This is a genomic window from Pseudomonas sp. NCIMB 10586 (assembly GCF_023127895.1).
GTDB lineage: Bacteria > Pseudomonadota > Gammaproteobacteria > Pseudomonadales > Pseudomonadaceae > Aquipseudomonas > Aquipseudomonas synxantha_A.
Genome location: NZ_SPKQ01000050.1, coordinates 237,921 through 260,781 on the forward strand (window position 1 = coordinate 237,921; position 22,861 = coordinate 260,781).

23 protein-coding genes are annotated in these 22,861 nt (G+C 61.1%); 12 read left to right on the plus strand and 11 right to left on the minus strand.

Annotation, left to right across the window (positions count from 1 at the left end):
• Positions 1 to 19: 19 nt before the first annotated feature.
• From nagE to E4P01_RS24730, 7 genes are all read right to left on the minus strand, one after another.
• Positions 20 to 1,720, minus strand: coding sequence for an N-acetylglucosamine-specific PTS transporter subunit IIBC (gene nagE / locus E4P01_RS24700; RefSeq protein WP_216092067.1), 1,701 nt, complete (start codon positions 1,718 to 1,720; stop codon positions 20 to 22).
• Positions 1,721 to 1,746: 26 nt separating this feature from the next.
• Positions 1,747 to 4,257: a phosphoenolpyruvate--protein phosphotransferase gene (gene ptsP / locus E4P01_RS24705; protein WP_216092193.1), complete on the minus strand. Its 2,511-nt coding sequence runs from the start codon at positions 4,255 to 4,257 to the stop codon at positions 1,747 to 1,749.
• Between the two features lie 30 nt (positions 4,258 to 4,287).
• The gene (locus E4P01_RS24710; RefSeq protein WP_216092066.1) at positions 4,288 to 5,310 is read right to left on the minus strand and encodes an SIS domain-containing protein; all 1,023 of its coding nucleotides are present in this window, start codon (positions 5,308 to 5,310) and stop codon (positions 4,288 to 4,290) included.
• Positions 5,291 to 6,397 (minus strand): N-acetylglucosamine-6-phosphate deacetylase, encoded by a 1,107-nt coding sequence (gene nagA / locus E4P01_RS24715; protein WP_216092065.1) that lies wholly within the window; start codon positions 6,395 to 6,397, stop codon positions 5,291 to 5,293. The genes E4P01_RS24710 and nagA overlap by 20 nt, the downstream gene beginning before the upstream one ends.
• Before the next feature lie 10 nt (positions 6,398 to 6,407).
• Positions 6,408 to 7,166, minus strand: a complete 759-nt coding sequence (locus E4P01_RS24720) for a GntR family transcriptional regulator (RefSeq protein WP_078822243.1) — start codon at positions 7,164 to 7,166, stop codon at positions 6,408 to 6,410.
• 261 nt (positions 7,167 to 7,427) lie between these two features.
• A complete protein-coding gene (locus E4P01_RS24725) occupies positions 7,428 to 7,931 on the minus strand; it encodes a L,D-transpeptidase family protein (RefSeq protein WP_078822242.1) in 504 nt (167 codons plus the stop codon).
• A 37-nt stretch (positions 7,932 to 7,968) separates the two neighbouring features.
• A complete protein-coding gene (locus E4P01_RS24730; RefSeq protein WP_216092064.1) occupies positions 7,969 to 8,517 on the minus strand; it encodes an NUDIX hydrolase in 549 nt (182 codons plus the stop codon).
• 147 nt (positions 8,518 to 8,664) lie between these two features.
• On the opposite strand from E4P01_RS24730, the gene E4P01_RS24735 reads away from it, so the two are divergent.
• From E4P01_RS24735 to purT, 5 genes are all read left to right on the plus strand, one after another.
• Positions 8,665 to 9,267 (plus strand): CoA pyrophosphatase, encoded by a 603-nt coding sequence (locus tag E4P01_RS24735; protein ID WP_078822240.1) that lies wholly within the window; start codon positions 8,665 to 8,667, stop codon positions 9,265 to 9,267.
• Positions 9,268 to 9,302: 35 nt separating this feature from the next.
• Positions 9,303 to 9,827, plus strand: coding sequence for a gamma carbonic anhydrase family protein (locus E4P01_RS24740; protein WP_078822239.1), 525 nt, complete (start codon positions 9,303 to 9,305; stop codon positions 9,825 to 9,827).
• Positions 9,824 to 10,039: a DUF1289 domain-containing protein gene (locus E4P01_RS24745; RefSeq protein WP_032879631.1), complete on the plus strand. Its 216-nt coding sequence runs from the start codon at positions 9,824 to 9,826 to the stop codon at positions 10,037 to 10,039. Before E4P01_RS24740 ends, E4P01_RS24745 begins: the two co-directional genes overlap by 4 nt.
• A 151-nt stretch (positions 10,040 to 10,190) precedes the next feature.
• Positions 10,191 to 10,658 carry a preQ0 transporter gene (locus E4P01_RS24750; protein ID WP_078822237.1) on the plus strand — a complete coding sequence of 156 codons (468 nt, stop codon included), beginning with the start codon at positions 10,191 to 10,193 and terminating at the stop codon, positions 10,656 to 10,658.
• Positions 10,659 to 10,727: 69 nt separating this feature from the next.
• A complete protein-coding gene (gene purT, locus E4P01_RS24755; protein WP_019817237.1) occupies positions 10,728 to 11,909 on the plus strand; it encodes a formate-dependent phosphoribosylglycinamide formyltransferase in 1,182 nt (393 codons plus the stop codon).
• A 95-nt stretch (positions 11,910 to 12,004) separates the two neighbouring features.
• Here purT and E4P01_RS24760 read toward each other — a convergent pair whose 3' ends face one another.
• The 3 genes from E4P01_RS24760 to ccsA all read right to left on the minus strand — a co-directional run bounded on the left by E4P01_RS24760 (position 12,005) and on the right by ccsA (position 15,735).
• The gene (locus E4P01_RS24760; protein WP_078822236.1) at positions 12,005 to 13,315 is read right to left on the minus strand and encodes an MFS transporter; all 1,311 of its coding nucleotides are present in this window, start codon (positions 13,313 to 13,315) and stop codon (positions 12,005 to 12,007) included.
• Between the two features lie 365 nt (positions 13,316 to 13,680).
• Positions 13,681 to 14,919, minus strand: coding sequence for a transporter associated domain-containing protein (locus tag E4P01_RS24765; protein WP_005791125.1), 1,239 nt, complete (start codon positions 14,917 to 14,919; stop codon positions 13,681 to 13,683).
• Between the two features lie 12 nt (positions 14,920 to 14,931).
• A complete protein-coding gene (gene ccsA / locus E4P01_RS24770) occupies positions 14,932 to 15,735 on the minus strand; it encodes a cytochrome c biogenesis protein CcsA (protein WP_177327411.1) in 804 nt (267 codons plus the stop codon).
• A 241-nt stretch (positions 15,736 to 15,976) separates the two neighbouring features.
• On the opposite strand from ccsA, the gene ffh reads away from it, so the two are divergent.
• The 6 genes from ffh to E4P01_RS24800 all read left to right on the plus strand — a co-directional run bounded on the left by ffh (position 15,977) and on the right by E4P01_RS24800 (position 20,044).
• Positions 15,977 to 17,353 carry a signal recognition particle protein gene (ffh, locus tag E4P01_RS24775; RefSeq protein WP_017139724.1) on the plus strand — a complete coding sequence of 459 codons (1,377 nt, stop codon included), beginning with the start codon at positions 15,977 to 15,979 and terminating at the stop codon, positions 17,351 to 17,353.
• 251 nt (positions 17,354 to 17,604) lie between these two features.
• Positions 17,605 to 17,856 (plus strand): 30S ribosomal protein S16, encoded by a 252-nt coding sequence (gene rpsP / locus E4P01_RS24780; protein ID WP_003175899.1) that lies wholly within the window; start codon positions 17,605 to 17,607, stop codon positions 17,854 to 17,856.
• A gap of 5 nt (positions 17,857 to 17,861) precedes the next feature.
• On the plus strand, positions 17,862 to 18,398 hold the full coding sequence (gene rimM, locus E4P01_RS24785; RefSeq protein ID WP_003175898.1) for a ribosome maturation factor RimM: 537 nt from the start codon (positions 17,862 to 17,864) through the stop codon (positions 18,396 to 18,398).
• The gene (gene trmD, locus E4P01_RS24790) at positions 18,380 to 19,153 is read left to right on the plus strand and encodes a tRNA (guanosine(37)-N1)-methyltransferase TrmD (RefSeq protein ID WP_173664496.1); all 774 of its coding nucleotides are present in this window, start codon (positions 18,380 to 18,382) and stop codon (positions 19,151 to 19,153) included. The genes rimM and trmD overlap by 19 nt, the downstream gene beginning before the upstream one ends.
• Before the next feature lie 45 nt (positions 19,154 to 19,198).
• Positions 19,199 to 19,549, plus strand: a complete 351-nt coding sequence (gene rplS, locus E4P01_RS24795) for a 50S ribosomal protein L19 (RefSeq protein ID WP_003175895.1) — start codon at positions 19,199 to 19,201, stop codon at positions 19,547 to 19,549.
• Between the two features lie 81 nt (positions 19,550 to 19,630).
• Positions 19,631 to 20,044: an acyl-CoA thioesterase gene (locus tag E4P01_RS24800; protein WP_005791095.1), complete on the plus strand. Its 414-nt coding sequence runs from the start codon at positions 19,631 to 19,633 to the stop codon at positions 20,042 to 20,044.
• On the opposite strand, the gene E4P01_RS24805 is transcribed toward E4P01_RS24800, so the two are convergent.
• A complete protein-coding gene (locus E4P01_RS24805; protein ID WP_032879635.1) occupies positions 20,045 to 21,853 on the minus strand; it encodes a sodium:proton antiporter in 1,809 nt (602 codons plus the stop codon).
• A gap of 107 nt (positions 21,854 to 21,960) precedes the next feature.
• Between E4P01_RS24805 and xerD the strand changes: the two genes are divergently transcribed.
• The gene (xerD, locus tag E4P01_RS24810; protein ID WP_078822235.1) at positions 21,961 to 22,857 is read left to right on the plus strand and encodes a site-specific tyrosine recombinase XerD; all 897 of its coding nucleotides are present in this window, start codon (positions 21,961 to 21,963) and stop codon (positions 22,855 to 22,857) included.
• Positions 22,858 to 22,861 lie beyond the last annotated feature (4 nt).

Below are 22,861 nucleotides of genomic sequence, written 5' to 3' on the forward strand. Positions count from 1 at the left end.
CAGAAAAGCCACTACCGCTCTAAACCCTGGCGCCGACCTCACTGACCAACCGCTCCAACGCCTCACCCAAGCCAGAGGCCTTGTCACCAATTAACAAGTGCCAAACACCGCTTTCAAGCTGACTCACACCCTGGCAACCAAGTGTAATGAGCTGAGCTTCAGACAAGCGCGAATCATCCCCCAACTCCACCCGCAACCGAGTGATCGCCACCGCTTCCAGTTGGCGCACATTCTCTCGGCCACCCAACGCATTCAGCCATTGCTCGGCCTCCTGCATATTCACCGTCACGGGCTTATCCACAGGCGCAACCGCTACAGGCGCTGCGGCAACAAACCCTGGCATCGCCAAGCGAATTTCATCAGCAATGCTATCGGCCATCGGCCCAACCACCACCTGCAAACTGCCGCCGTTACCCGGCCGCACTACAGCCATGGCGCCCAGTGCTTTCAGTTCAGCATCCACCGCCTTGTTGCGATCCACCATGTCCAACCGCAGCCGCGTGGTGCATGCACCCACACTCAGCAAGTTCTCTGCACCACCCAGCGCCTGGATATATGCCGTGGCACGCTGGGTATCACTCATCGCTTCAGCCTGCACCACCTGGATATCTTCACGCCCCGGTGTCTTGAGGTTAAAGCGGCGGATGCAGTAGCTGAACACCGTGTAGTAGATCACCGAGTAGGCCAGGCCCACCGGTACCACCAGCCAGCCATTGGTGGACTTGCCCCAACCCAGCACCATGTCGATAAACCCACCGGAGAAGGTAAACCCGAGGTGGATATTCAACATATTGGTGACTGCCATCGACAGGCCCGTCAGCACGGCATGGATCAGGTACAGGAACGGTGCCAGGAACATGAAGGCAAATTCAATTGGTTCAGTCACCCCGGTCAAAAACGAAGTCAGCGCCATCGACAGAAAGATCCCGCCCATGACTTTACGGCGCTCTGGCAACGCATTGCGGTACATCGCCAGGCACGCAGCCGGCAGGCCGAACAGCATCACCGGGAACATGCCGGTCATGAACTGGCCGCCTTTCGGGTCGCCGGCAAAGTAGCGGGTCAGGTCGCCGGTCACCACCGCGCCGGTTGCCGGGTCGGTAAACGTGCCGAACACGAACCACGCCATATTGTTGAGGATGTGATGCAACCCGGTGACGATCAGCAGGCGGTTGAACACGCCAAACACGAACGCACCCAGGCTGCCGCTTTCCATCAGCAATACGCCGAAGCTGTTGATTCCGTGCTGGATCGGCGGCCAGATCAGACCGAAGATCACGCCCAGGCCCACCGCCGAAAAGCCGGTGACAATCGGTACAAACCGTCGCCCACCAAAGAACGCCAGGTACTCCGGCAGCTTGATGTCCTTGAAGCGGTTATACAGCCCGCCCGCCATCAGGCCACTGGCGATACCGGCGAGCATGCCCATGTTGATGGTGGTATCCATCACCTTGAGGGTCGAGATCATCACCAGGTAGCCAATCGCCCCGGCCAGGCCGGCGGTGCCGTTGTTGTCGCGGGCAAAGCCCACGGCGATGCCGATGGCGAAGATCAGCGCCAGGTTGGCGAAGATCGCCTGCCCGGCATCGTGCATCACCGCGATGTTGAGCAAGTCGGTGTCGCCCAGGCGCAGCAGCAAGCCGGCGATTGGCAGGATCGCAATCGGCAGCATCAGTGCGCGGCCCAGGCGTTGCAGGCCTTCGATAAAGTGTTGGTACATGGCGTGTCTCCCTATTCTTGTTGTTTTCAGCTCAGCGGCCAGTGGTGTTGACAGGCTTGGCGAACGGCCTTGGCGCTGCTCAGGTCGAGCAGCTCAAGGCTCAGTTGCCGGCATTGCGCCGCGTCCAGGTGGCGGACGCGGTCCTTGATTTCGCCGATCTGCGGCGGGCTCACCGACAGTTCGCTGACCCCCAGGCCGACCAGTACCGGCGTGGCCAGTGGGTCAGATGCCAAGGCACCGCACACACCGACCCAACGCCCGTGTTTCGCCGCACCGGTGCAGGTTTGGGCGATCAGCCGCAGCAAGGCAGGGTGCAGCGCATCAACGCGTGCGGCCAAGCCTGCGTGGTCGCGGTCCATCGCCAGGGTGTACTGGGACAGGTCATTGGTGCCGATGGATAAAAAGTCCGCGTGTTCGGCCAACTGCTCGGCCATCAGCGCGGCGGCGGGCACTTCGATCATCACGCCCAGCTCGGGGCGCTGCGTCAGCTCCAGCTCCACGCACAGTTCATCCAGGCGCTGGCGAATCTGTAGCAGTTCATCCACCTCGCTGACCATCGGCAACAGGATGCGGCAGCGCGCCAACGGCGAGACTTGCAGCAGGGCGCGCAGTTGCTGGTCGAGCAGTTCAGGGCGCACCTGGGCCATGCGGATACCGCGCAGGCCCAGTACCGGGTTGGCCTCGACAGGCAGCGGCAGGTAGTCGAGCTGCTTGTCGCCACCCACATCGATGGTGCGGATGATCACCGACTTGTCACCCATGGCATCCAGCACGGCCTGATAAGCTTGGCGTTGCTCCTGCTCATCCGGCGCGGTGCGGCGGTCGACGAAGAGGAATTCGGTGCGCAGCAGGCCAACGCCATCGGCGCCGTTGTCAAACGCCACCTGGGCTTCGGCGCTGGAGGCGACATTCGCCGCCACTTCAACCGTCACGCCGTCGGTGGTGAGTGCCGGTTGCCGGGCTTGGGCCTGTTGTTGCTGGCGTCGTAATTTCTGTGTTTCGCGAATCTGATGAACTTCGGCGTGGCGCGCTTCGCTGGGGGCCAGTTCCAGGCGGCCGTTGGCGGCATCGAGCACTACCCGTTGGCCTTGGGGCACATCAAGCACTTCATTGCCCAGGGCGACGAGACACGGCAGGCCTTTGCCCCGGGCCAAAATCGCCACATGGGAGGTCGCACCGCCTTCGGCCATGCAGATGCCAGCGGCGTGTTGCTCGCTCAGTTGAAGCAAGTCCGAAGGTGTCAGCTCATGGGCACTGACAATCGCCCCCGCCGGCAATTCGAAATGCCAGGCTTCACCCAGCAACGCACGCAGCACCCGTTGTTGAAGGTCTCGCAGGTCATTGGCGCGCTCGGCAAACAGTGGTTTGCCCAACGCCAGCAGCACGGCGCATTGGGCCTGGATCGCATCGCGCCAGGCGTGGGTGGCGGCGCTGCCCTGTTCGATGGTGGCGGTGGCCGCGTCGATTAATGCCGGGTCTTCCAATAGGGCGAGGTGGGCGGCGAAGATCTCTTCTTCCTCGACGCTCTTGCGTTGGCGTGCCTGGTCCAGCGTGTTGCGGATTTCGCTGCGCACTTGCTCAAGGGCGGCATCCAGGCGTTGCCGTTGTTCGTCGACGCTATGATTGCCGCTGTCTTGCGGCAGTTCGATGCCCGTGAGGCGGAACAATGGCCCACATACCAGACCGGGTGCCGCGCATACGCCTTGCAGCACATTGGCTTCGGTATTCGCCCGGCGTGGTGTGGCAACGACCGGCACGTGATGCTCCTCGTGGATCGCCACGGACAGCGCGGCGACCAGTGCCTGTAACGCCGCCTCGCCATCCTTGCCACGACAGGTCACCCGTACCTCGTCACCTTCGCCAATACCCAACCCCATCAGGCCGATCAGGCTGTCGCAAGCCGCGGTCTTATCACCGAAGTGCAGCTGCGATTGGCTGCTGAAGCCCTGGGCAGTCTTGCGGATCAGCGCGGCAGGGCGCGCATGCAAGCCGCCACGATGGGTGATGCGTACCGTGGCGCTCACTTGCGCGACCGAGTTATCCACAGCGGTTTGAACCGGCGCGGATGTGCGCAGGGCAATCCGCATCAGTGATTCACCGAGCTTCACGGTCTTGCTCGCAATCGGTTGCAGCTCGAAGCGCTCACTGTTGGTCAGGATGATCAGGCTCACCAGGCTTTTGCACTGGCGCGCAATGCGGTCCAGGTCAAACTGCACCAACGGCTGGCCCTCGCTCACCCGTGCGCCATCCTTCACCAGCAAGGCAAAGCCTTCGCCATTGAGCTCCACGGTGTCGATGCCCACGTGCATCAGCACTTCGGCACCGTTGTCGGCGCGGATGGTCAATGCATGACCGGTGCGGGCGACATGGATGATCACGCCGTCACAGGGCGCATGCAGGCAATCGTTCAACGGGTCGATGGCAATCCCGTCGCCCATGGCGCCGCTGGCGAACACTTCGTCGGGGACGCTGTTCAGGGCCAGCACCGGCCCACTCAAGGGGGCGCTTAAGGTCAATGGATTATTGTTGTTGGGCATGGGCACGGTACTCATCAGGAAAACGCCGCTTTAGTGCGTACGGGTGACTTTGCTCAGGTGGCGCGGCTGGTCCGGGTCCATGCCCCGTGCCTCAGCCAGGCCGGCGGCCATCACGTAGAAGCTCTGGATCGCCAGGATCGGGTCCAGGCTCGGGTGTTCGGCGCGACTAAGGGTCAGGTCGCGTTCGGCGATATCGTCCGATGCGGCCAGCAGCACGCGGGCGCCGCGTTGGCGCATATCGGCGGCCAGGCTCAACAGGCCGGGCTGCTCGGCGCCGCGTGGGGCGAACACCAGTAGCGGGTAGTTTTCGTCGATCAAGGCCATCGGCCCGTGGCGTACCTCGGCGCTGCTGAAGGCTTCGGCCTGGATCGCCGAGGTTTCCTTGAGCTTGAGCGCGGCTTCCTGGGCGATGGCAAACCCGGCGCCACGGCCGATCACCATTAATTGCTGGCAGTCGCCCAGGGCATCGATAGCTTGGGTCCAATCCTGCTTGGCGGCTTCACGCAAACCGTCGGGCAGCGCCTGGCAGGCTTGGAGCAACTCGGTTTCCTGGTTCCAGTGGCCGATCAATTGCGCGCTGGCGCTGAGGGTGGCGATAAAGCTCTTGGTTGCGGCCACGCTTTGTTCCGGGCCGGCGCACAACGGCACATGGAATTCACAGGCGGCTTCCAGCGGCGAGTCTTCGGCGTTCACCAGCGAGATGCTCAGGGCGCCGCGCTTGCGCAGCAGTCGCAGGCTGTTGACCAGGTCCGGGCTCTGCCCCGACTGGGAGAACCCAAACGCCACCTGGCCGCTGACTTTCATCGGCGCCTGCAACAGGGTCACCACCGACATCGGCAACGACGCCACCGGGATGCCCACATGCTGCATGGCCAGGTAGGCGAAGTAGCTGGCGGCGTGGTCGGAGCTGCCGCGGGCAATGGTCATCGCCACTTGCGGCGGCTGGCGACGCAGGCGACCGGCCACTTCTTCCAGCAGCGGATTCAGGCGTTGCAGTTGTGCCGCAACGGCGTCGCAGGAGGCCAGGGCCTCTTCAAGCATTTTTGAAGTCAATGGTTTCTCCTTCGACCATTACGTCGGTGAGTGTCAGGGAGCGGTCCAGGCGCACGCAGTCGGCATAGCTGCCGGGTTGCAGGCGGCCGCGTTCTTCCAGGCCCAGGTAGTCCGCAGGAAATTGCGACAGGCGTTGTGAGGCTTCGCTGATGGGCAGGCCGATTTTCACCAGGTTGCGCAGCGCCTGGTCCATGGTCAGCGTGCTGCCGGCCAGGGTGCCGTCGGCCAGGCGTACGCCACCCAGGCATTTGGTCACGGTGTGGCTGCCCAGCTTGTATTCGCCATCGGGCATACCGGCGGCGGCGGTGGAGTCGGTCACGCAGTACAGGCATGGGATCGAGCGCAGGGCCACGCGCATGGCACCGGGATGCACATGGAGCAGATCCGGAATCAGCTCGGCGTATTGGGCGTGGGCCAGCGCGGCGCCGACGATGCCGGGCTCACGGTGATGCAGTGGGCTCATGGCGTTGTACAAATGGGTAAAGCTGGTGGCGCCGGCGGCGAGGGCGGCTACGCCTTCTTCATAACTGCCCAGGGTGTGGCCGATCTGCATGCGCACGCCGCGTTGGCTGAGGGCGCGGATCAGGCCGTCGTGGCCGGCGATTTCCGGGGCGATGGTGATCACTCGGATCGGCGCCAGGCGCAGGTAGTCTTCGACTTCGGCCATCAATGCGGTGTGGGCGAAGTTGGGTTGGGCGCCGAGTTTGCCCGGGTTGATGTAGGGGCCTTCCAGGTGCACGCCCAGTACCCGGGCGCTGCCTGTCGGGCGTTGCTCGCAGAACCTGCCGAGTTCACCGAGGACGCTGGTGATTTCTTCCACCGGCGCCGTCATGGTGGTGGCCAATAGCGAGGTGGTCCCAAAACGCACGTGGGTGCGGGTAATGGTCTCGAAGGCCTGCGCCCCTTCCATGATGTCGGCACCGCCACCGCCGTGTACATGCAGGTCGATAAAGCCTGGCAGCAGGTAGGGCAGGTCGTTGTCAGCCGGGTCGCAAGGCGTGCCTTCGATGGCAACCACCTTGCCGTGTTCGTGCACCAGGCGGCCGCGCATCCAGCCGTTGGGCGTGAGGATATTGTCTTCTGACATGGGCAGTTCTCTAAATTCGCAATTCGGCGGAGTAGTCATGACGGCGCAGCTCTGCGACAAAGTCGTAGTAGTCGTTGCGGCAGTAGGTGTCGGTGATTTCAATCGGCGTGTTGTCGGCGGTGTAGCCCACGCGGGTCATCAGCAGCATGGCGGTGCCGGGGGCGATGCCCACCAGCTTGGCGAACTCGTCCGAGGCGTTGATCGCCTGGATATGTTGCAGGGCGCGCACGATGGGCTTGCCGATGCCTTCCAGGTATTCGTACAGCGAATTGCCGATGGCTTGCGGCTGGGGCAGCACGGAGGCGGGCATGGTGGTCATTTCAATTGCCATGACCGTGTCATCGGCTTTGCGCAGACGCTTGAGGCGCGCCACTTTGTCGGTGGGTGACAGGCACAGGCGGATCAGCTCTTCGTGGGTCGGCGGGGTTATGTCGCGCTCCAGCCACTGGGAGGTGGGCACAAAGCCCTTGAGCCGCAGCATTTCGCTGAACCCCGACAAGCGCGACAAGGGTTGTTCCAGGCGCGGCGTGATAAAGGTGCCGGAGCCCTGGCTGCGGCGGATCAGGCCCTGGGCAAGCAACACTTCCAGCGCTTTACGGGCAGTGACCCGCGAGATGCTCAACTGCTCGCTGAGCGCACGCTCCGAGGGCAGGGCCTGCTCGGATTTCCACTGGCCGGCATGGATCGCGGCTTCAAGGCTGCGAGCCAGTTGCAGGTACAGCGGCGTGGATTGCTTGTCGTCGGGGCGCAGGGCCAGGATGGGATTCATCTGTCAGGTTTCCGATGCGTTATTGGAGTGTTGTCGCCCGGTAATGGCCGGAAATTAATACCACTTAAATACCATGTCAATGCTACCAAAAGTGCGCAGGTACCGGTTTTAGCGCATCTCAACGGTGCGCGGTATCAAGTGGTATTAGAGAGGTCTTTGTTGCGTGCACAAATGCGCAGCTCGCTCGGTGAACTGGTATTCACTGGCGCGGGCTGCCTGGGGCAGGAATTATTTTCGAATTATTTTACGAACGGTCCTGGATCAGGGCCGAATCTCGATCATGGTGCCGTCTTTGACCAGGCTCCAGACTTCGCGCATGTCCACGTTGCGCATGCCGATGCAGCCGTCGGTCCAGTCCAGGGTGTGAAACCACTGTTCCGGGTAGTCTTCGGTGTCGGGCGTGCCGTGGATCATGATCATGCTGCCCGGTTTTACCCCTTCGCGGCGGGCGCGGGCAGCGTCGCTGATGTTCGGGTAGGAGATGTGCATGGCCAGGTTGAAGCGGTCGCTAGTCTTGCGCCAGTCGATCCAGTAGAAACCCTCGGGGGTACGGCGGTCGCCTTCGATCAGCTTGTGGCCCTTGGGGTTCTTGCCCAGGGAAATGCGATAGGTCTTGAACGGTTTGCCGTCGTTGATCAATTGCAGCTGATGAGCGGACTTGAGCACCAGGACTTTTTCGACCGGTTTGCCGCCCAGGGTGACTTGGGTTGTGGCTGGCGACAGCGTGGCGAACGACAGGCAGATCAGAGCAAGCAACCAGCGCATTGAAACGGTATCCCTTTGGCGACAATCGGCCGGCTTGTTATTGGGCGGGCTTGGACAGCGGTGGCACGGACTCGCTGCGCACCGGGTACACCTGTTGGCGACGGTCAGCGAAAAAGCATTCTAAGGTACGCCCGACCGTGCGGAAAGCCAGCTCGGACCAAGGGATATCAGCTTGATCGAACAGCTTCACTTCCAGGCTTTCCGGGCCTGCGGCAAAATCCAGGTCGATCAGCTCGGCGCGGTAGAAAATATGCACCTGGCTGATGTGCGGCACATTGATCAGGGTATAGATGCTCAGGTTGCGCACGCGGGCGCAGGCTTCTTCCAGGGTTTCACGCATGGCCGCCTGTTCGACGGTTTCACCGTTTTCCATAAAACCTGCGGGCAGGGTCCAGTAACCCAGGCGTGGCTCGATGGCGCGGCGGCACAGCAACACTTTGTCGCCCCACACCGGCACGGTACCGGCGACGATATTGGGGTTCTGGTAATGAATGGTCGAACAGTGATCACACACAAAACGCAGGCGTGCGTCGCCTTCGGGAATACGTTGGGTAACCGGTTTACCGCACTGGCTGCAGAAATTCATGCTGGGGTTCCTGGAGAATGGGCACATCTTGGCTTGGTGCCGGGCGTTCCTGCAAGTTGTCGTTTCGCGACATGCACCGGGTTTTGGGCTTGGGCGCCCGCACGCTTTGGTGCATGATGCAAGGTAGCCAACAGACCGAGATGACTCATGCTGGACGAGCTACTTCGCCGGGTAAGCAATCACACCCCTCACACCTTAGAAACTGACGGGCGTTTCCCCGAGGCCGCAGTGCTGGTGCCGATTACCCGCACTGACGAACCTGAGCTGATCCTGACTCTGCGCGCCAGCGGCCTGTCGACCCATGGTGGCGAAGTGGCCTTTCCTGGTGGGCGGCGTGACCCTGAAGACCCGGACCTGATCTTTACCGCCTTGCGCGAAGCCGAAGAAGAAATCGGCCTGCCGCCGGGGCTGGTTGAGGTCATAGGCCCGTTGAGCCCGCTGATTTCCCTGCACGGCATCCGTGTAACGCCCTATGTAGGCGTGATCCCTGACTACGTCGAATACCTGGCCAACGACGCCGAAATCGCCGCCGTCTTCAGTGTGCCCCTGGAGTTTTTCCGACAGGACCCACGCGAACATACCCACCGCATCGATTACCAGGGCCGAAGTTGGTATGTGCCCAGCTACCGCTTCGGCGAATACAAGATCTGGGGGCTGACGGCGATCATGATTGTCGAGCTGATCAACCTGCTCTATGACGATGCCAAGATCAGCCTGCACCAGCCGCCCAAGAGTTTTATCAATATCTAAGCCATCGCATGAATGGCAAGCCGTGAGGGAAAACCATGAAATACCGCCTGGGCGATGCCCGCGTCGAGACCCATCCCAACAGTTGGGTCGCACCCAATGCCACGCTGGTGGGCAAGGTCCAGCTGGAGGAGGGCGCCAACGTCTGGTTCAACGCGGTGTTGCGCGGCGATAACGAACTGATCCTGATCGGCAAGAACAGCAACGTGCAGGACGGCAGCGTAATGCACACCGACATGGGCTACCCGCTTACCCTCGGCACCGGCGTGACCATCGGCCATAACGCCATGCTGCACGGCTGCAGCGTCGACGACTACAGCCTGATCGGCATTAACGCGGTGGTTCTCAATGGCGCCAAGATTGGCAAGCACTGCATTATCGGCGCGAACTCGCTGATCGGTGAAGGTAAGGAAATTCCCGATGGCTCGCTGGTCATGGGCTCGCCGGGCAAGGTGGTACGTGAGCTGACTGAGGCGCAGAAACGTATGCTCGAAGCCAGCGCCGCGCACTATGTGCATAATTCGCAGCGCTATGCCCGAGACTTGGTTGAGCAGGAAGAATGAGTGCAGTTGAACGGCCTGTAGCCTCGCCCTGTGTGAATATTTGCGCGCTGGACGAGGACGATATCTGTACCGGCTGCCAGCGCAACGTGGACGAGATTACGCGTTGGGGCCGCATGGATAATGCCGAACGCCGGGTGGTGTTGGGGTTGTGTCATGAGCGGGCGGTGGCCAGTGGGATGGTGTGGATGACGCCCAAAAGCTCGGGTGCCTGATCGATTGCTATCGGGAGCAAGCCCCCTCCCACACTTGAATGTGTTCACAGATCAAAATGTGGGAGGGGGCTTGCCCCCGATGAAGCCCTCCCAGACGACATATGTCTAATTGTGAAGTACCCTGTGTCCCTTGTTCACAGGTCATTCATCCATGTTTTTCCTGATCGCCTACATCAGCAGCGTCGTGCTGATCAACTTCGCCTTCTCCACCGCCCCGCACCTGGATGTCATCTGGTCCGCCTGGGGTGGCCTGGTATTTATCCTTCGCGACATGGTGCAAACCCGCTTCGGCCACGGCGCGATCATCGCCATGCTGGCGGCGCTGGTGCTGTCGTATATCACTTCCGACCCGTCCATCGCCCTGGCCAGTGCTACGGCGTTCGCGGTGTCCGAGTGCATCGACTGGCTGGTGTTCAGCATCACCAAACGCCCGCTGCATGATCGCCTGTGGATAAGTTCGGCACTGAGCATTCCCCTCGACACCTTTATTTTCTTCGGCTTGATCGGCGCGCTCACACCGGCGGTGGCGGGCACGGCGTTGGTGTCGAAGTTCGCCGGGGTCACGGTGGTGTGGTTGATCATGGCTTGGCGCCTGCGCAAGCGTGCCGTCGCCAACTGAGGCCAATTCTTGCAGTTCATGTAAAATGCCGGCCTTTCTCCCCATGATCCGCTCCCCTGAGGACCTGAGATGACCCGAATCGGAACTCCATTGTCGCCAACCGCGACCCGCGTTTTGCTGTGTGGCTGCGGTGAGCTGGGCAAGGAAGTGGTGATCGAACTGCAACGCCTGGGTGTTGAAGTGATCGCCGTGGATCGCTACGCCAACGCGCCGGCGATGCAGGTGGCGCACCGTAGCCACGTGATCAACATGCTCGACGGTGCGGCGCTGCGTGCAGTCATCGAGGCGGAGAAGCCGCACTTCATCGTGCCGGAAATCGAAGCCATCGCCACCGCCACTCTGGTGGAACTGGAGGCTGAAGGCTTCACGGTTATCCCGACCGCCCGCGCCACGTCGTTGACCATGAACCGTGAGGGCATCCGTCGCCTGGCCGCCGAAGAACTGGACCTGCCGACCTCGCCGTACCACTTCGCGGACACCTTCGAAGACTACAGCAAGGCCGTCCAGGACCTGGGCTTCCCCTGCGTGGTCAAGCCGGTGATGAGTTCGTCGGGCAAGGGCCAGAGCCTGTTGCGCAGCACTGATGACGTGCAGAAAGCCTGGGATTACGCGCAGGAAGGCGGGCGTGCCGGTAAGGGTCGAGTCATCATCGAAGGCTTTATCGATTTCGACTACGAAATCACTCTGCTGACCGTGCGCCACATTGGCGGCACCACCTTCTGCGCGCCGGTTGGCCATCGTCAGGAGAAGGGCGACTATCAGGAGTCCTGGCAGCCACAGGCCATGAGCCCGATCGCCCTGGCCGAATCCGAGCGCGTTGCCAAGGCGGTAACCGAAGCCCTGGGCGGCCGTGGTCTGTTTGGTGTGGAGTTGTTCATCAAGGGCGATCAGGTGTGGTTCAGCGAAGTGTCGCCGCGCCCACATGACACCGGTTTGGTCACACTGATTTCTCAGGACCTGTCGCAGTTCGCGCTGCACGCTCGCGCCATCCTGGGCTTGCCGATCCCATTGATCCGTCAGTTCGGGCCTTCGGCGTCGGCGGTGATCCTGGTGGAAGGGCAATCGACCCAGACGGCGTTTGCCAACCTCGGCGCGGCATTGAGCGAGCCGGACACGGCGTTGCGCCTGTTTGGCAAGCCAGAAGTGAATGGCCAGCGCCGTATGGGTGTGGCGTTGGCGCGGGATGAGTCGATTGAAGCGGCTCGCGCCAAGGCGACCCGGGCCTCCCAAGCGGTTGTTGTAGAGCTCTAAAAGCATCGGGAGCAAGCCCCCTCCCACATTTAACCGCGTATAACCTTTGGAATGCGGTCGAATGTGGGAGGGGGCTTGCTCCCGATAGCGGTTTATCAGGCGACCTTGTTCAAATCATTATCCCGCGTCTCTTTCAGGCACAGCACCGCAATCAAACTCAGCAACGCTGCCGCCGACACATACCCACCGACATAACTGAGCCCACCCATCGCCACCAGCTTGGTCGCGAAGAACGGTGCTGCAGACGCCCCGACAATCCCACCCAGGTTATACGCCGCCGAAGCACCGGTATAACGCACACGCGTCGGGAACAACTCCGGCAGCAGGGCACCCATCGGTGCGAAGGTCACACCCATCAGAAACAGCTCCAACGCCAGGAACAGCGCCACGGCCCAGGTCGAGCCGTGGGTCAGCAGTGGCTCCATGGTAAAGCCCGAGAGAATCGCCAGGATCGCCCCAACGATCAGTACCGGCTTACGTCCATAACGATCACTGGCCAGCGCTGCCAGCGGCGTCGCCAAGCCCATGAACAGCACGGCAAAGCACAGTAAGCCGAGGAACGTCTCGCGGCTGTAGCCCAGCGTGGAAACGCCGTAGCTCAGGGAAAACGCCGTGGTGATGTAGAACAGCGCGTAGCACACCACCATCGACGCGGCGCCCAGCAGCACCGGCAGCCAATGCTGGCTGAACAGTTCTACCAGCGGCACTTTCACCGGCGCTTCTTTAGCGACGGCGTTGGCGAACACTGGGGTTTCATGCAGCTTCAGCCGTGCATACAGGCCCACCATCACCAGTGCGGCGCTGAGAATGAACGGAATACGCCAGCCCCAGCTACGGAACTGCTCGTCATTCAGGCTCATGGCCAGGATCAGGAATAAACCGTTGGCCGCCAGAAAGCCAATCGACGGGCCCAGTTGCGGGAACATGCCGAACCAGGCGCGCTTGCCTTTGGGTGCGTTCTCGGTCGCCAGCAATGCCGCGCCGCCCCATTCCCCGCCAAGGCCCAGGCCCTGGCCGAAGCGCAATACGCACAACAGAATCGGTGCCCAGGCGCCGATGCTGTCATAACCGGGCAGTAAGCCGATCAAGGTGGTGCACACGCCCATCAGCAGCAGCGAGGCCACCAGGGTGGATTTGCGCCCGATACGGTCGCCGAAATGGCCGAACAGCGCCGAGCCCAGCGGACGGGCGATAAAGGCGATGCCAAAGGTCAGGAACGAGGCCAGCATCTGCGCGGTGCCGGAGCTCTGGGGAAAGAACACCGGGCCGATCACCAGCGCAGCAGCCGTGGCGTAGATATAGAAGTCGTAGAACTCGATGGCAGTGCCGACGATGCTCGCCGTGGCGACGCGGGCGGTCGAGTTGGTAGGGGCGGCGGTCGCAGCCTCTTGGTAGGTGGTGCTCATGGCAGTATCCCTGACGGTCATTGCGCGTTTGGACGCGGATTATTATTGGTCGAACACCCATGGATCAGGGCTGTGCGCGGGGCGGCTCGGGATGGGAGCAAACACCGGTCGGACATGATAAAGCGGTGCCTGGACACGCTGAGTGCGGGTAGCACGCGGTCGGGCGGGGCTTGGGTAAGCCGGATGGATTATAGGAAGGGGGCTAAGGATCCAACAAGGGGCTGGTGAGGATCTATGGCCTGGAGCTGGATCAATGTGGGAGCTGGCTTGCCTGCGATAGCATCACCTCGGTTCAACTGAAGGACCGAGTCGCCTGTATCGCAGGCAAGCCAGCTCCCACATTGACCGGGTTGAGCCTGCTGAGGTCAGGCGGCCACGGGCACATGGCTGGTATGCCAGATCAACACCTTGCTCACCCGGTTGTCCTCGGTTTCGAGGATTTCCAGGCGATAGCGGCCGATCTTCAGGCACACCGCGCAATCGGGGATGGTTTCCAGCGCTTCGGTCACCAGGCCGTTGAGGGTCTTGGGGCCGTCGCTGGGCAGGTGCCAGCCCAGGCTTTTGTTCAGTTCGCGGATCGAAGCGGCGCCGTCAATGATGTAGCGGCCATCGGGCTGGGCCTCGATGTGGGGGTTATCCACAGCCTGATCGCTTTCGAACTCGCCGACGATTTCTTCCAGGATATCTTCCAGGGTAACGATGCCCAGCACTTCGCCGTATTCGTCCACCACCATGCCCAGGCGCCGTTGCTGCTTGTGAAAATTCAGCAGTTGCAGCTGCAATGGTGTGCTTTCCGGAACGAAATAGGGTTCGTGACAGGCAGCGAGCAACGCCTCTTTGGTCAGGCTGGCGTCGGGGAGCAGGTGCTGGACCTGGCGCGTGTTGAGCACCGCTTCGACCTGGTTGATATCACTGTGGAACACCGGCAGGCGCGTGCGTTGGGAACTGCGCAGCTGCTCGATGATCTCGTCGATCGAGTCATCCAGGTTGATGCCGTCCACTTCACTGCGGGGCACCAGGATGTCGTTGACGGTGATGTTATCCAGCGCGTGGATGCCGGGCATACCGGGCGCACGGTCTTCGTCGGCCTCGGGCGGGGCTTGGTCGTCATGGTCCGGCAGCGGCTCATCGCTGTTTTTCACCACACCGGATTTGCGCGCGAACGGGCGCAGCAGCAACAGGCTGATGCCGTTGAGCAGCCAGGCCAGCGGGTAGAGGATTTTCAGCGGCACGCCCAGCAGGGCGTTACCGAAACCCAACACCGCTTGCGGATGGCGGGTGGCCAGGATGCGAGGCAGGTAGTCGGCGAGAATCAGCAGCAGTGCACAAGAGATCAGCCAACCCAGCCATGGGCCGTTCTGCGCCCAGGCATAGATTGCCAGCAGCGTGCAAAGGATCACCACGGCGGCGCGGCACAGGCTGTTGCACAGAATCAGGCTATGGCGCGGGAAGCTCAGGCGTGCGGCAGCCTTATCGCCCTGGCGGGTACCGGGGCGCAGGGCCAACAGATGCTGTTGTGCTGCTTCGATGGCGGTAAACAGCGCCGCCCATAAAATCAGCAAGGCAATGACGGCGAGCATCGGCTCCAAAGGCAAGTTATCCATGATCGCTGCCCGTCAGATATGCAGGATGTATTCGCGAACCAGCTTGCTGCCGAAATAGGCCAGCATCAGCAGGCAGAACCCGGCCAGGGTCCAACGTATTGCCTTGTGCCCACGCCAGCCGAGGCGGTTGCGGCCCCACAGCAGCACGCTGAACACCACCCAGGCCAGGCACGCCAGCAGGGTCTTGTGCACCAGGTGCTGGGCGAACAGGTTCTCGACGAACAGCCAGCCGGAAATCAGCGACAGCGACAGCAGGGTCCAACCGGCCCACAGGAATCCGAACAGCAGGCTTTCCATGGTTTGCAGCGGCGGGAAGTTCTTGATCAGCCCTGAGGGGTGCTTGTGCTTGAGCTGGTGATCCTGCAGCAACAGGAGCAGGGCCTGGAACACCGCAATGGTGAACATGCCGTAGGCGAGGATCGACAACAGGATATGGGCAAGGATACCCGGCTCTTCGTCAATCACCTGTACGGTGCCGGTGGGCGTGAACTGCGCCAGCAATACCGTCAGCACACCCAAGGGGTATAGCAGCACCAGCAGGTTCTCGACGGGAATGCGGTAGCAGGCCAGCAACGTCAGTGCGATGACGGCCGCGGCGATCAGGCTGGCGGCGCTGAAAAAGTCCAGGCCCAGGCCCACCGGCGTCATCAGGTGAGTGAACAGGCTGGCGGCATGGGCCAGCAGGGCCAGCACGCCAAGGCCGACGAGCAGACGTTTGTCCGCTTTGGCGCCTTGGGCCAGACGAGTGCCCTGATAGAGAGTCGCAGCGGCATACAGAATGGCGGCGGCGAGGCTGGGTAGCAAACTGGGTGACAAGGGGAGCATAAATCCTGGTAGGCAAGCCCGAAAGGCGTTGAGTTTGGCACACACCTGCGTTGCAAGAAAGACTCCCGGGCCAGACAGCGGGTGTGCATGGGCGCAGTCTTCGCTATAATCCGCGACCTGCCCACGCCGCAGGCTCGGCGAGCGCTGTTTTTAATAGCGATTGACCACAGCCTGGGCCGCCATTACCTCGGTCTACCTGCATTTCGATGAGTAGGGCCTGAAAGGATCGCGCATGTTTGAAAACTTGACTGACCGTCTCTCGCAGACGCTGCGCCACGTTACCGGCAAGGCCAAGCTGACCGAGGACAATATTAAAGACACCCTGCGTGAAGTGCGCATGGCGTTGCTGGAAGCCGACGTGGCCTTGCCGGTGGTGAAGGATTTCGTCAACTCGGTCAAAGAGCGCGCGGTCGGCACCGAAGTGTCCCGCAGCCTGACCCCGGGCCAGGCCTTCGTGAAGGTCGTCCAGGCCGAACTCGAAAGCCTGATGGGCGCGGCCAACGAAGACTTGAACCTCAGCGCCGTGCCGCCAGCCGTCGTATTGATGGCCGGTCTGCAAGGTGCGGGTAAGACCACCACCGCCGGCAAGTTGGCGCGCTTCCTTAAAGAGCGCAAGAAGAAATCCGTGATGGTGGTGTCGGCCGACGTGTACCGTCCGGCGGCCATCAAGCAGTTGGAAATGCTCGCGGGCGAAGTGGGTGTGACCTTCTTCCCTTCCGACCTGAGCCAGAAGCCGGTCGACATTGCCAACGCGGCTATTAAAGAAGCCAAGCTCAAGTTCATCGACGTGGTCATCGTCGATACCGCCGGTCGCCTGCACATCGACGAAGAGATGATGGGCGAGATCAAGGCGCTGCATGCCGCGATCAACCCGGTCGAAACCTTGTTCGTGGTCGATGCCATGACCGGCCAGGATGCGGCCAACACCGCCAAGGCCTTTGGTGATGCGCTGCCGCTGACCGGCGTGATCCTTACCAAGGTCGACGGCGACGCACGCGGCGGTGCCGCGCTGTCGGTACGTGCCATTACTGGCAAGCCGATCAAGTTCATCGGTATGGGCGAGAAGAGCGACGCGCTCGAACCGTTCCACCCCGAGCGTATCGCCTCGCGTATCCTCGGCATGGGTGACGTGCTCAGCCTGATCGAACAGGCCGAAGCCACGCTCGACAAGGACAAGGCCGACAAGCTGGCCAAGAAGCTGAAGAAGGGCAAGGGCTTCGACCTCGAAGACTTCCGTGACCAGTTGCAACAGATGAAGAACATGGGCGGCCTCGGCGGCCTGATGGACAAGCTCCCCAACATCGGCGGTGTGAACCTGGCGCAAATGGGCAATGCCCAAGGCGCGGCAGAGAAGCAGTTCAAGCAGATGGAAGCCATCATCAACTCCATGACCCCGGCCGAGCGCCGCGACCCTGAGCTGATCAGCGGTTCGCGCAAACGCCGGATCGCCATGGGTTCCGGCACCCAGGTGCAGGACATCGGTCGCTTGATCAAGCAGCACAAGCAGATGCAGAAGATGATGAAGAAATTCTCCGCCAAAGGCGGGATGGCCAAGATGATGCGCGGCATGGGCGGTATGTTGCCCGGCGGCGGCATGCCGAAAATGTAAAGTATTCGAGCGGGAGCCCAGCTCCTGCTCCGACCCACAGGGATGTGGGATCTCCAGCAAACCCGCCGTTGGCGGGGGCTGACTCGCCGTTTTAACCGACGGCTCTATAGCAGATCTGAATGGCACGCTGATAGGCGCCAGAAAAAGACATTTGCAAAAGTCCGGATATTCCTTAGAATATGCGGCCTTTCGGGCACCTATGCCCGCTGTGCATTTAGATTTGCAGCACCGACTACAGGAACGATGTTCACATGCTAACAATCCGTCTTGCCCTTGGCGGCTCCAAAAAGCGCCCGTTTTACCACTTGACCGTAACCGACAGCCGCAACCCGCGTGACGGTTCGCACAAGGAACAGGTTGGTTTCTTCAACCCTGTTGCTCGTGGTCAAGAAGTTCGTCTGTCCGTGAACCAAGAGCGCGTAGCCTACTGGCTGAGCGTTGGCGCACAGCCATCCGAGCGCGTTGCAAAACTGTTGAAGGACTCGGCTAAGGCCGCAGCCTGAGCAATATGAACGCGACGCCAGCTGTTGCTGATGATTTGATCGTTATCGGCAAGATTTATTCTGTTCATGGCGTTCGCGGCGAAGTGAAGGTGTATTCCTTTACTGATCCGACTGAAAACCTGTTGCAGTACAAAACCTGGACGCTCAAGCGCGAAGGGAGTGTGAAACAGGTCGAGCTGGTCAGTGGACGCGGGAGCGACAAGTTCCTGGTCGCAAAGCTCAAGGGTCTTGATGATCGTGAAGAAGCTCGTCTTCTGGCCGGTTACGAGATCTGCGTGCCGCGCAACCTGTTCCCTGAATTGACCGACGGCGAGTACTACTGGTACCAGCTGGAAGGTCTGAAGGTTATTGATCAACTCGGGCAATTGCTGGGGAAAATCGATCATCTTCTGGAAACCGGCGCCAATGATGTAATGGTGGTCAAGCCTTGCGCTGGCAGCCTGGATGATCGCGAACGCCTGTTGCCCTATACCGAGCAATGCGTGTTGGCCGTCGACCTGGCAGCGGGCGAGATGAAGGTGGAATGGGACGCGGACTTCTAAGCGTGGCTAATTTGCGCATTGAAGTGATCAGTTTGTTTCCCGAGATGTTTTCCGCCATCAGCGAGTACGGCATCACCAGTCGGGCGGTGAAACAGGGGCTGTTGCAGCTCACCTGTTGGAACCCGCGAGACTACACGACGGATCGACATCACACTGTGGACGATCGCCCATTTGGCGGTGGCCCGGGCATGGTGATGAAGATCAAGCCCCTGGAAGATGCATTGGTTCAGGCCAAGGCAGCCGCCGGGGAGAAGGCGAAGGTAATTTACCTGTCCCCTCAAGGCCGTCAGCTGAAACAGGCGGCGGTACGCGAACTGGCGAATGAGGAAAGTTTGATCCTGATTGCCGGTCGCTATGAAGGCATTGACGAGCGTTTTATTGAAGCTCATGTCGATGAAGAGTGGTCGATTGGGGACTATGTATTGTCTGGCGGCGAGCTGCCGGCAATGGTCCTGATAGATGCGGTTACACGACTGCTGCCTGGAGCTTTAGGGCATGTGGACTCTGCGGAGGAGGATTCCTTCACGGATGGTTTGCTGGATTGCCCGCACTACACCCGACCGGAGGTGTATGCGGATCAGCGTGTTCCCGACGTATTGCTAAGTGGCAATCACGCACACATCCGGCGTTGGCGTTTACAGCAGTCCCTTGGTCGGACCTATGAACGACGCGCCGATCTTCTGGAAAGCCGCTCGCTTTCTGGAGAAGAGAAGAAGCTGCTCGAGGAATACATCCTCGCGCGGGACGATAGTTAACAACGTATCGATGGTAGGTCCATTGACTTACCTTAGGAGCACAGCATGACTAACAAAATCATCCTTGCACTCGAAGCAGAGCAGATGACCAAAGAGATCCCTACCTTTGCCCCGGGCGACACCATTGTCGTTCAGGTGAAAGTGAAGGAAGGCGACCGTTCGCGTCTGCAAGCGTTCGAAGGCGTGGTAATCGCCAAGCGTAACCGTGGTGTGAACAGTGCTTTCACTGTTCGTAAAATCTCCAACGGTGTTGGCGTAGAGCGTACTTTCCAGACCTACAGCCCGCAAATCGACAGCATGGCCGTCAAGCGTCGCGGTGACGTACGTAAAGCCAAGCTGTACTACCTGCGTGACCTGTCCGGTAAAGCAGCTCGCATCAAGGAAAAACTGGCTTAAGTCCAGCTTCCCGATGCAGAAAAAAGCAGCCTACGGGCTGCTTTTTTGTGTCTGAAATTTGTCCATTTGCCGGTATTGACCATGACCACCCGTCTCGAAGAAATCCAGCGCCGCACCGACCTGTCCGTCACCCGCGTGACCAAGGCCGTGTTCCCGCCTACCACCAACCACCACAACACCCTGTTCGGCGGCACCGCCTTGGCATGGATGGACGAAGTGTCGTTCATCGCCGCCACGCGCTTCTGTCGCTTGCCTTTGGTGACGGTCTCCACCGACCGTATCGACTTCAATCACGCAATCCCGGCCGGCTCCATCGTTGAGCTGATCGGCCGAGTGATCAAAGTCGGCAACACCAGCCTCAAGGTTGAAGTGGAAGTGTTTGTCGAGAGCATGAGCGCTGATGGCCGTGAAAAGGCGATCCAGGGCGTGTTCAGCTTTGTCGCGATTGACGCGGACAAACGCCCTGTACCGGTACTGCCTGGGTTTGCCGACTGATTACGTGGCGCTGCCGTTCTCCGGCTGAATCACCGCCAGCAGGGTCCAGCCGGCCGCCGGCTTCAAGCTGCTCTCGGGCGTGACCACATGCACCCAGCCGCTGGTGTCCCGGGCAAACAGCAAGGTGGCGCGCTCCCCGTGCAACGCCTGGTACTGCTCCCAGCCAAAGCCGTCGGTGAGGTTGGTGCTATACAGTTCGGCGCCCTGGCCCAACAGGCTGGCCAGTTTGGTATAGCTCAGGGGTTGGCTGCCCAGCAGGTGGCCGCGGTGTTCGTGGCTGGCCTTGTGTTTGTCGGTGCGACGGCTTTCCTGGCTGCTGGCCAGGGCGAACAGACGATGGCCGAAATCATGGCGAAAACGCATGGTCGCCAAGGCGTTCAGCTCGCCGGACGGGGAGAGCGCAAGCAAATGCCCCAGGCCGACCAGATCCAGATGGGACTCGGCATGTTGGGAGGCGGGGTTGCCGAAGTAGGTCGGCAGGCCCTCCATGCGACTGGCGCGGATATTTTCCCAGCTGGAATCCGTCAGCAACACGCGGCTACCCAATTGTTGCAACGCCTTGCCGAGTGCCCGCGCCGGGCCGTTCGCGCCGACGATCAGGAAACCGCTGGGCGCTGGCTCGGCGACTTTCAGCAGGCGCGCCAAGGGGCGTGCCGTGGCGCTTTGCAGCACCACGGTGCCGATGATCACCGCGAAGGTCAGCGGCACCAGCAATAACGCGCCTTCATGCCCTGCCTCGTCCAGGCGAATCGCAAAGATCGCCGATACCGCCGCCGCGACAATGCCCCGTGGCGCGATCCAGGCCAGCAGCGCGCGCTCGCGCCAGTTCAGTCCGGAGCCAAAGGTTGAGAGCGCTACGTTCAGTGGGCGTGCAATAAACTGGATGATCACCAGCAGAATCAGCACGAATGGCCCCAGGGCGATCAAGGCATTCAGGTCCAGGCGCGCCGCCAGCAGGATGAACAGCCCGGAAATCAGCAGCACACTGAGGTTTTCCTTGAAGTGCAGGATATGCCTGACATCCACGCCCTTCATATTGGCCATCCACATCCCCATCAGCGTGACCGCCAGCAGGCCGGACTCATGCATCACCTGGTTGGCAGCGATAAAGATGCCCAGCACACCGGCCAGCGTCGCGAGGTTATGCAGGTATTCCGGCAACCACTGCCGACGCATGATCTGCCCCAGTACCCAGCCGCCGGCGATCCCGAACAAACTGCCGCAGAGGATGACGCCGCCAAAGGTCAGCAGGCTGTGGCTCAAGCCGTCGCCGGAAGCCCGGGCAATGATGAAGCTGTAGACCACCACCGCCAGCAACGCGCCAATCGGGTCGATGACGATGCCTTCCCAGCGCAGGATATTGGCGATGGAGGCTTTGGGGCGCACCACGCGTAGCATCGGCACGATCACGGTTGGCCCGGTCACCAGGGTCAGCGTGCCGAACAGCAGCGCGAGCATCCAGTCAAAGCCCAACAGCCAGTGAGTGGCCAGGGTGATCACTGCCCAGGTCGACAGGGCGCCAACCGTGACCAGGCGATGCACCACGCTGCCGATTTCCTTCCATTCCGACAGGTGCAGGGTCAGGCTGCCTTCGAACAGGATCAACGCCACGGCCAGGGACACCAACGGCATTAACAGAGGGCCGAACATCTCCTGCGGGTCGAGCCAGCCCAGTACCGGCCCTGCCAAAATACCCGTCAATAACAGAAACAGGATCGCCGGCAGCTTGAGCCGCCAGGCCAGCCATTGGCAGCCCAGCGCCGCCACTCCAATGCCACCAAAGGCCAGCAAAATCTGTTGTTCATTCATTGAAGCTTCCTGTTCCTTGAAGTAGCGGGCTATGAAAGACTAGCGGCCCTTGTCACAGTTCACTAAATAATTCGCACAGCCCCCATGCTGCGCCGCTTTGAGTACCCATGCCCGCCATCGACCACCCTTTGATCGACCGTTTCCTCGACGCCCTCTGGCTGGAAAAAGGCCTCTCGGATAACACGCGCCAGGCCTACCGCAGTGATCTGGCCCTGTTCAATGGCTGGTTGCAGGAAAAAAACCTTGAGCTGATCAACGCCGGGCGCGAGCTGATCCTCGATCACCTGGCCTGGCGCCTGGAGCAGAACTATAAGCCACGCTCTACTGCACGATTCCTTTCCGGCGTGCGTGGCTTTTATCGCTACCTGTTGCGGGAAAAACTCATCGCGACCGATCCAACTCTACAAGTCGATATGCCGCAATTAGGCAGGCCTCTTCCCAAGTCTTTGTCGGAAGCTGACGTGGAGGCTTTGCTGGCTGCGCCGGATCTCAGTGAAGCCATCGGCCAACGTGATCGCGCCATGCTGGAAGTGCTCTACGCCTGCGGCCTGCGCGTGACCGAACTGATCAGCCTGACGCTGGAGCAGGTCAACCTGCGCCAGGGCGTATTGCGTGTGATGGGCAAGGGCAGCAAGGAGCGGCTGGTGCCCATGGGCGAGGAGGCGATTGTGTGGGTCGAGCGCTACATGCGCGATGCGCGCCACGAATTGCTCGGTGGGCGCCCCAGTGATGTGCTGTTTCCCAGCCTGCGCGGCGAGCAGATGACCCGCCAGACCTTCTGGCACCGCATCAAGCACCAGGCCAAAGTGGCTGGAATCGGCAAGGCCCTGTCGCCTCACACACTGCGCCATGCGTTCGCCACCCATTTGCTCAACCATGGTGCCGATTTGCGTGTGGTACAGATGCTGCTCGGGCACAGCGACTTATCCACAACCCAGATCTACACCCATGTGGCACGCGCACGTTTGCAGGATATGCACGCCAAGCATCACCCGCGCGGATAAAAAC

Bases quoted from the DNA above. Each gene is read 5' to 3' on its own strand.
- ptsP (WP_216092193.1), bottom strand. From the start codon at position 4,257: ATGCCCAACAACAATAATCCATTGACCTTAAGCGCCCCCTTGAGTGGG.
- E4P01_RS24740 (WP_078822239.1), top strand. From the start codon at position 9,303: ATGAAATACCGCCTGGGCGATGCCCGCGTCGAGACCCATCCCAACAGT.
- E4P01_RS24750 (WP_078822237.1), top strand. From the start codon at position 10,191: ATGTTTTTCCTGATCGCCTACATCAGCAGCGTCGTGCTGATCAACTTC.
- xerD (WP_078822235.1), top strand. From the start codon at position 21,961: ATGCCCGCCATCGACCACCCTTTGATCGACCGTTTCCTCGACGCCCTC.
- E4P01_RS24805 (WP_032879635.1), bottom strand. From the start codon at position 21,853: ATGAATGAACAACAGATTTTGCTGGCCTTTGGTGGCATTGGAGTGGCG.
- rplS (WP_003175895.1), top strand. From the start codon at position 19,199: ATGACTAACAAAATCATCCTTGCACTCGAAGCAGAGCAGATGACCAAA.
- ffh (WP_017139724.1), top strand. From the start codon at position 15,977: ATGTTTGAAAACTTGACTGACCGTCTCTCGCAGACGCTGCGCCACGTT.
- nagA (WP_216092065.1), bottom strand. From the start codon at position 6,397: ATGTCAGAAGACAATATCCTCACGCCCAACGGCTGGATGCGCGGCCGC.
- purT (WP_019817237.1), top strand. From the start codon at position 10,728: ATGACCCGAATCGGAACTCCATTGTCGCCAACCGCGACCCGCGTTTTG.
- E4P01_RS24735 (WP_078822240.1), top strand. From the start codon at position 8,665: ATGCTGGACGAGCTACTTCGCCGGGTAAGCAATCACACCCCTCACACC.
- E4P01_RS24730 (WP_216092064.1), bottom strand. From the start codon at position 8,517: ATGAATTTCTGCAGCCAGTGCGGTAAACCGGTTACCCAACGTATTCCC.
- E4P01_RS24760 (WP_078822236.1), bottom strand. From the start codon at position 13,315: ATGAGCACCACCTACCAAGAGGCTGCGACCGCCGCCCCTACCAACTCG.
- E4P01_RS24725 (WP_078822242.1), bottom strand. From the start codon at position 7,931: ATGCGCTGGTTGCTTGCTCTGATCTGCCTGTCGTTCGCCACGCTGTCG.
- nagE (WP_216092067.1), bottom strand. From the start codon at position 1,720: ATGTACCAACACTTTATCGAAGGCCTGCAACGCCTGGGCCGCGCACTG.
- rimM (WP_003175898.1), top strand. From the start codon at position 17,862: ATGAACGCGACGCCAGCTGTTGCTGATGATTTGATCGTTATCGGCAAG.
- rpsP (WP_003175899.1), top strand. From the start codon at position 17,605: ATGCTAACAATCCGTCTTGCCCTTGGCGGCTCCAAAAAGCGCCCGTTT.
- E4P01_RS24745 (WP_032879631.1), top strand. From the start codon at position 9,824: ATGAGTGCAGTTGAACGGCCTGTAGCCTCGCCCTGTGTGAATATTTGC.
- E4P01_RS24720 (WP_078822243.1), bottom strand. From the start codon at position 7,166: ATGAATCCCATCCTGGCCCTGCGCCCCGACGACAAGCAATCCACGCCG.
- E4P01_RS24800 (WP_005791095.1), top strand. From the start codon at position 19,631: ATGACCACCCGTCTCGAAGAAATCCAGCGCCGCACCGACCTGTCCGTC.
- E4P01_RS24765 (WP_005791125.1), bottom strand. From the start codon at position 14,919: ATGGATAACTTGCCTTTGGAGCCGATGCTCGCCGTCATTGCCTTGCTG.
- trmD (WP_173664496.1), top strand. From the start codon at position 18,380: ATGGGACGCGGACTTCTAAGCGTGGCTAATTTGCGCATTGAAGTGATC.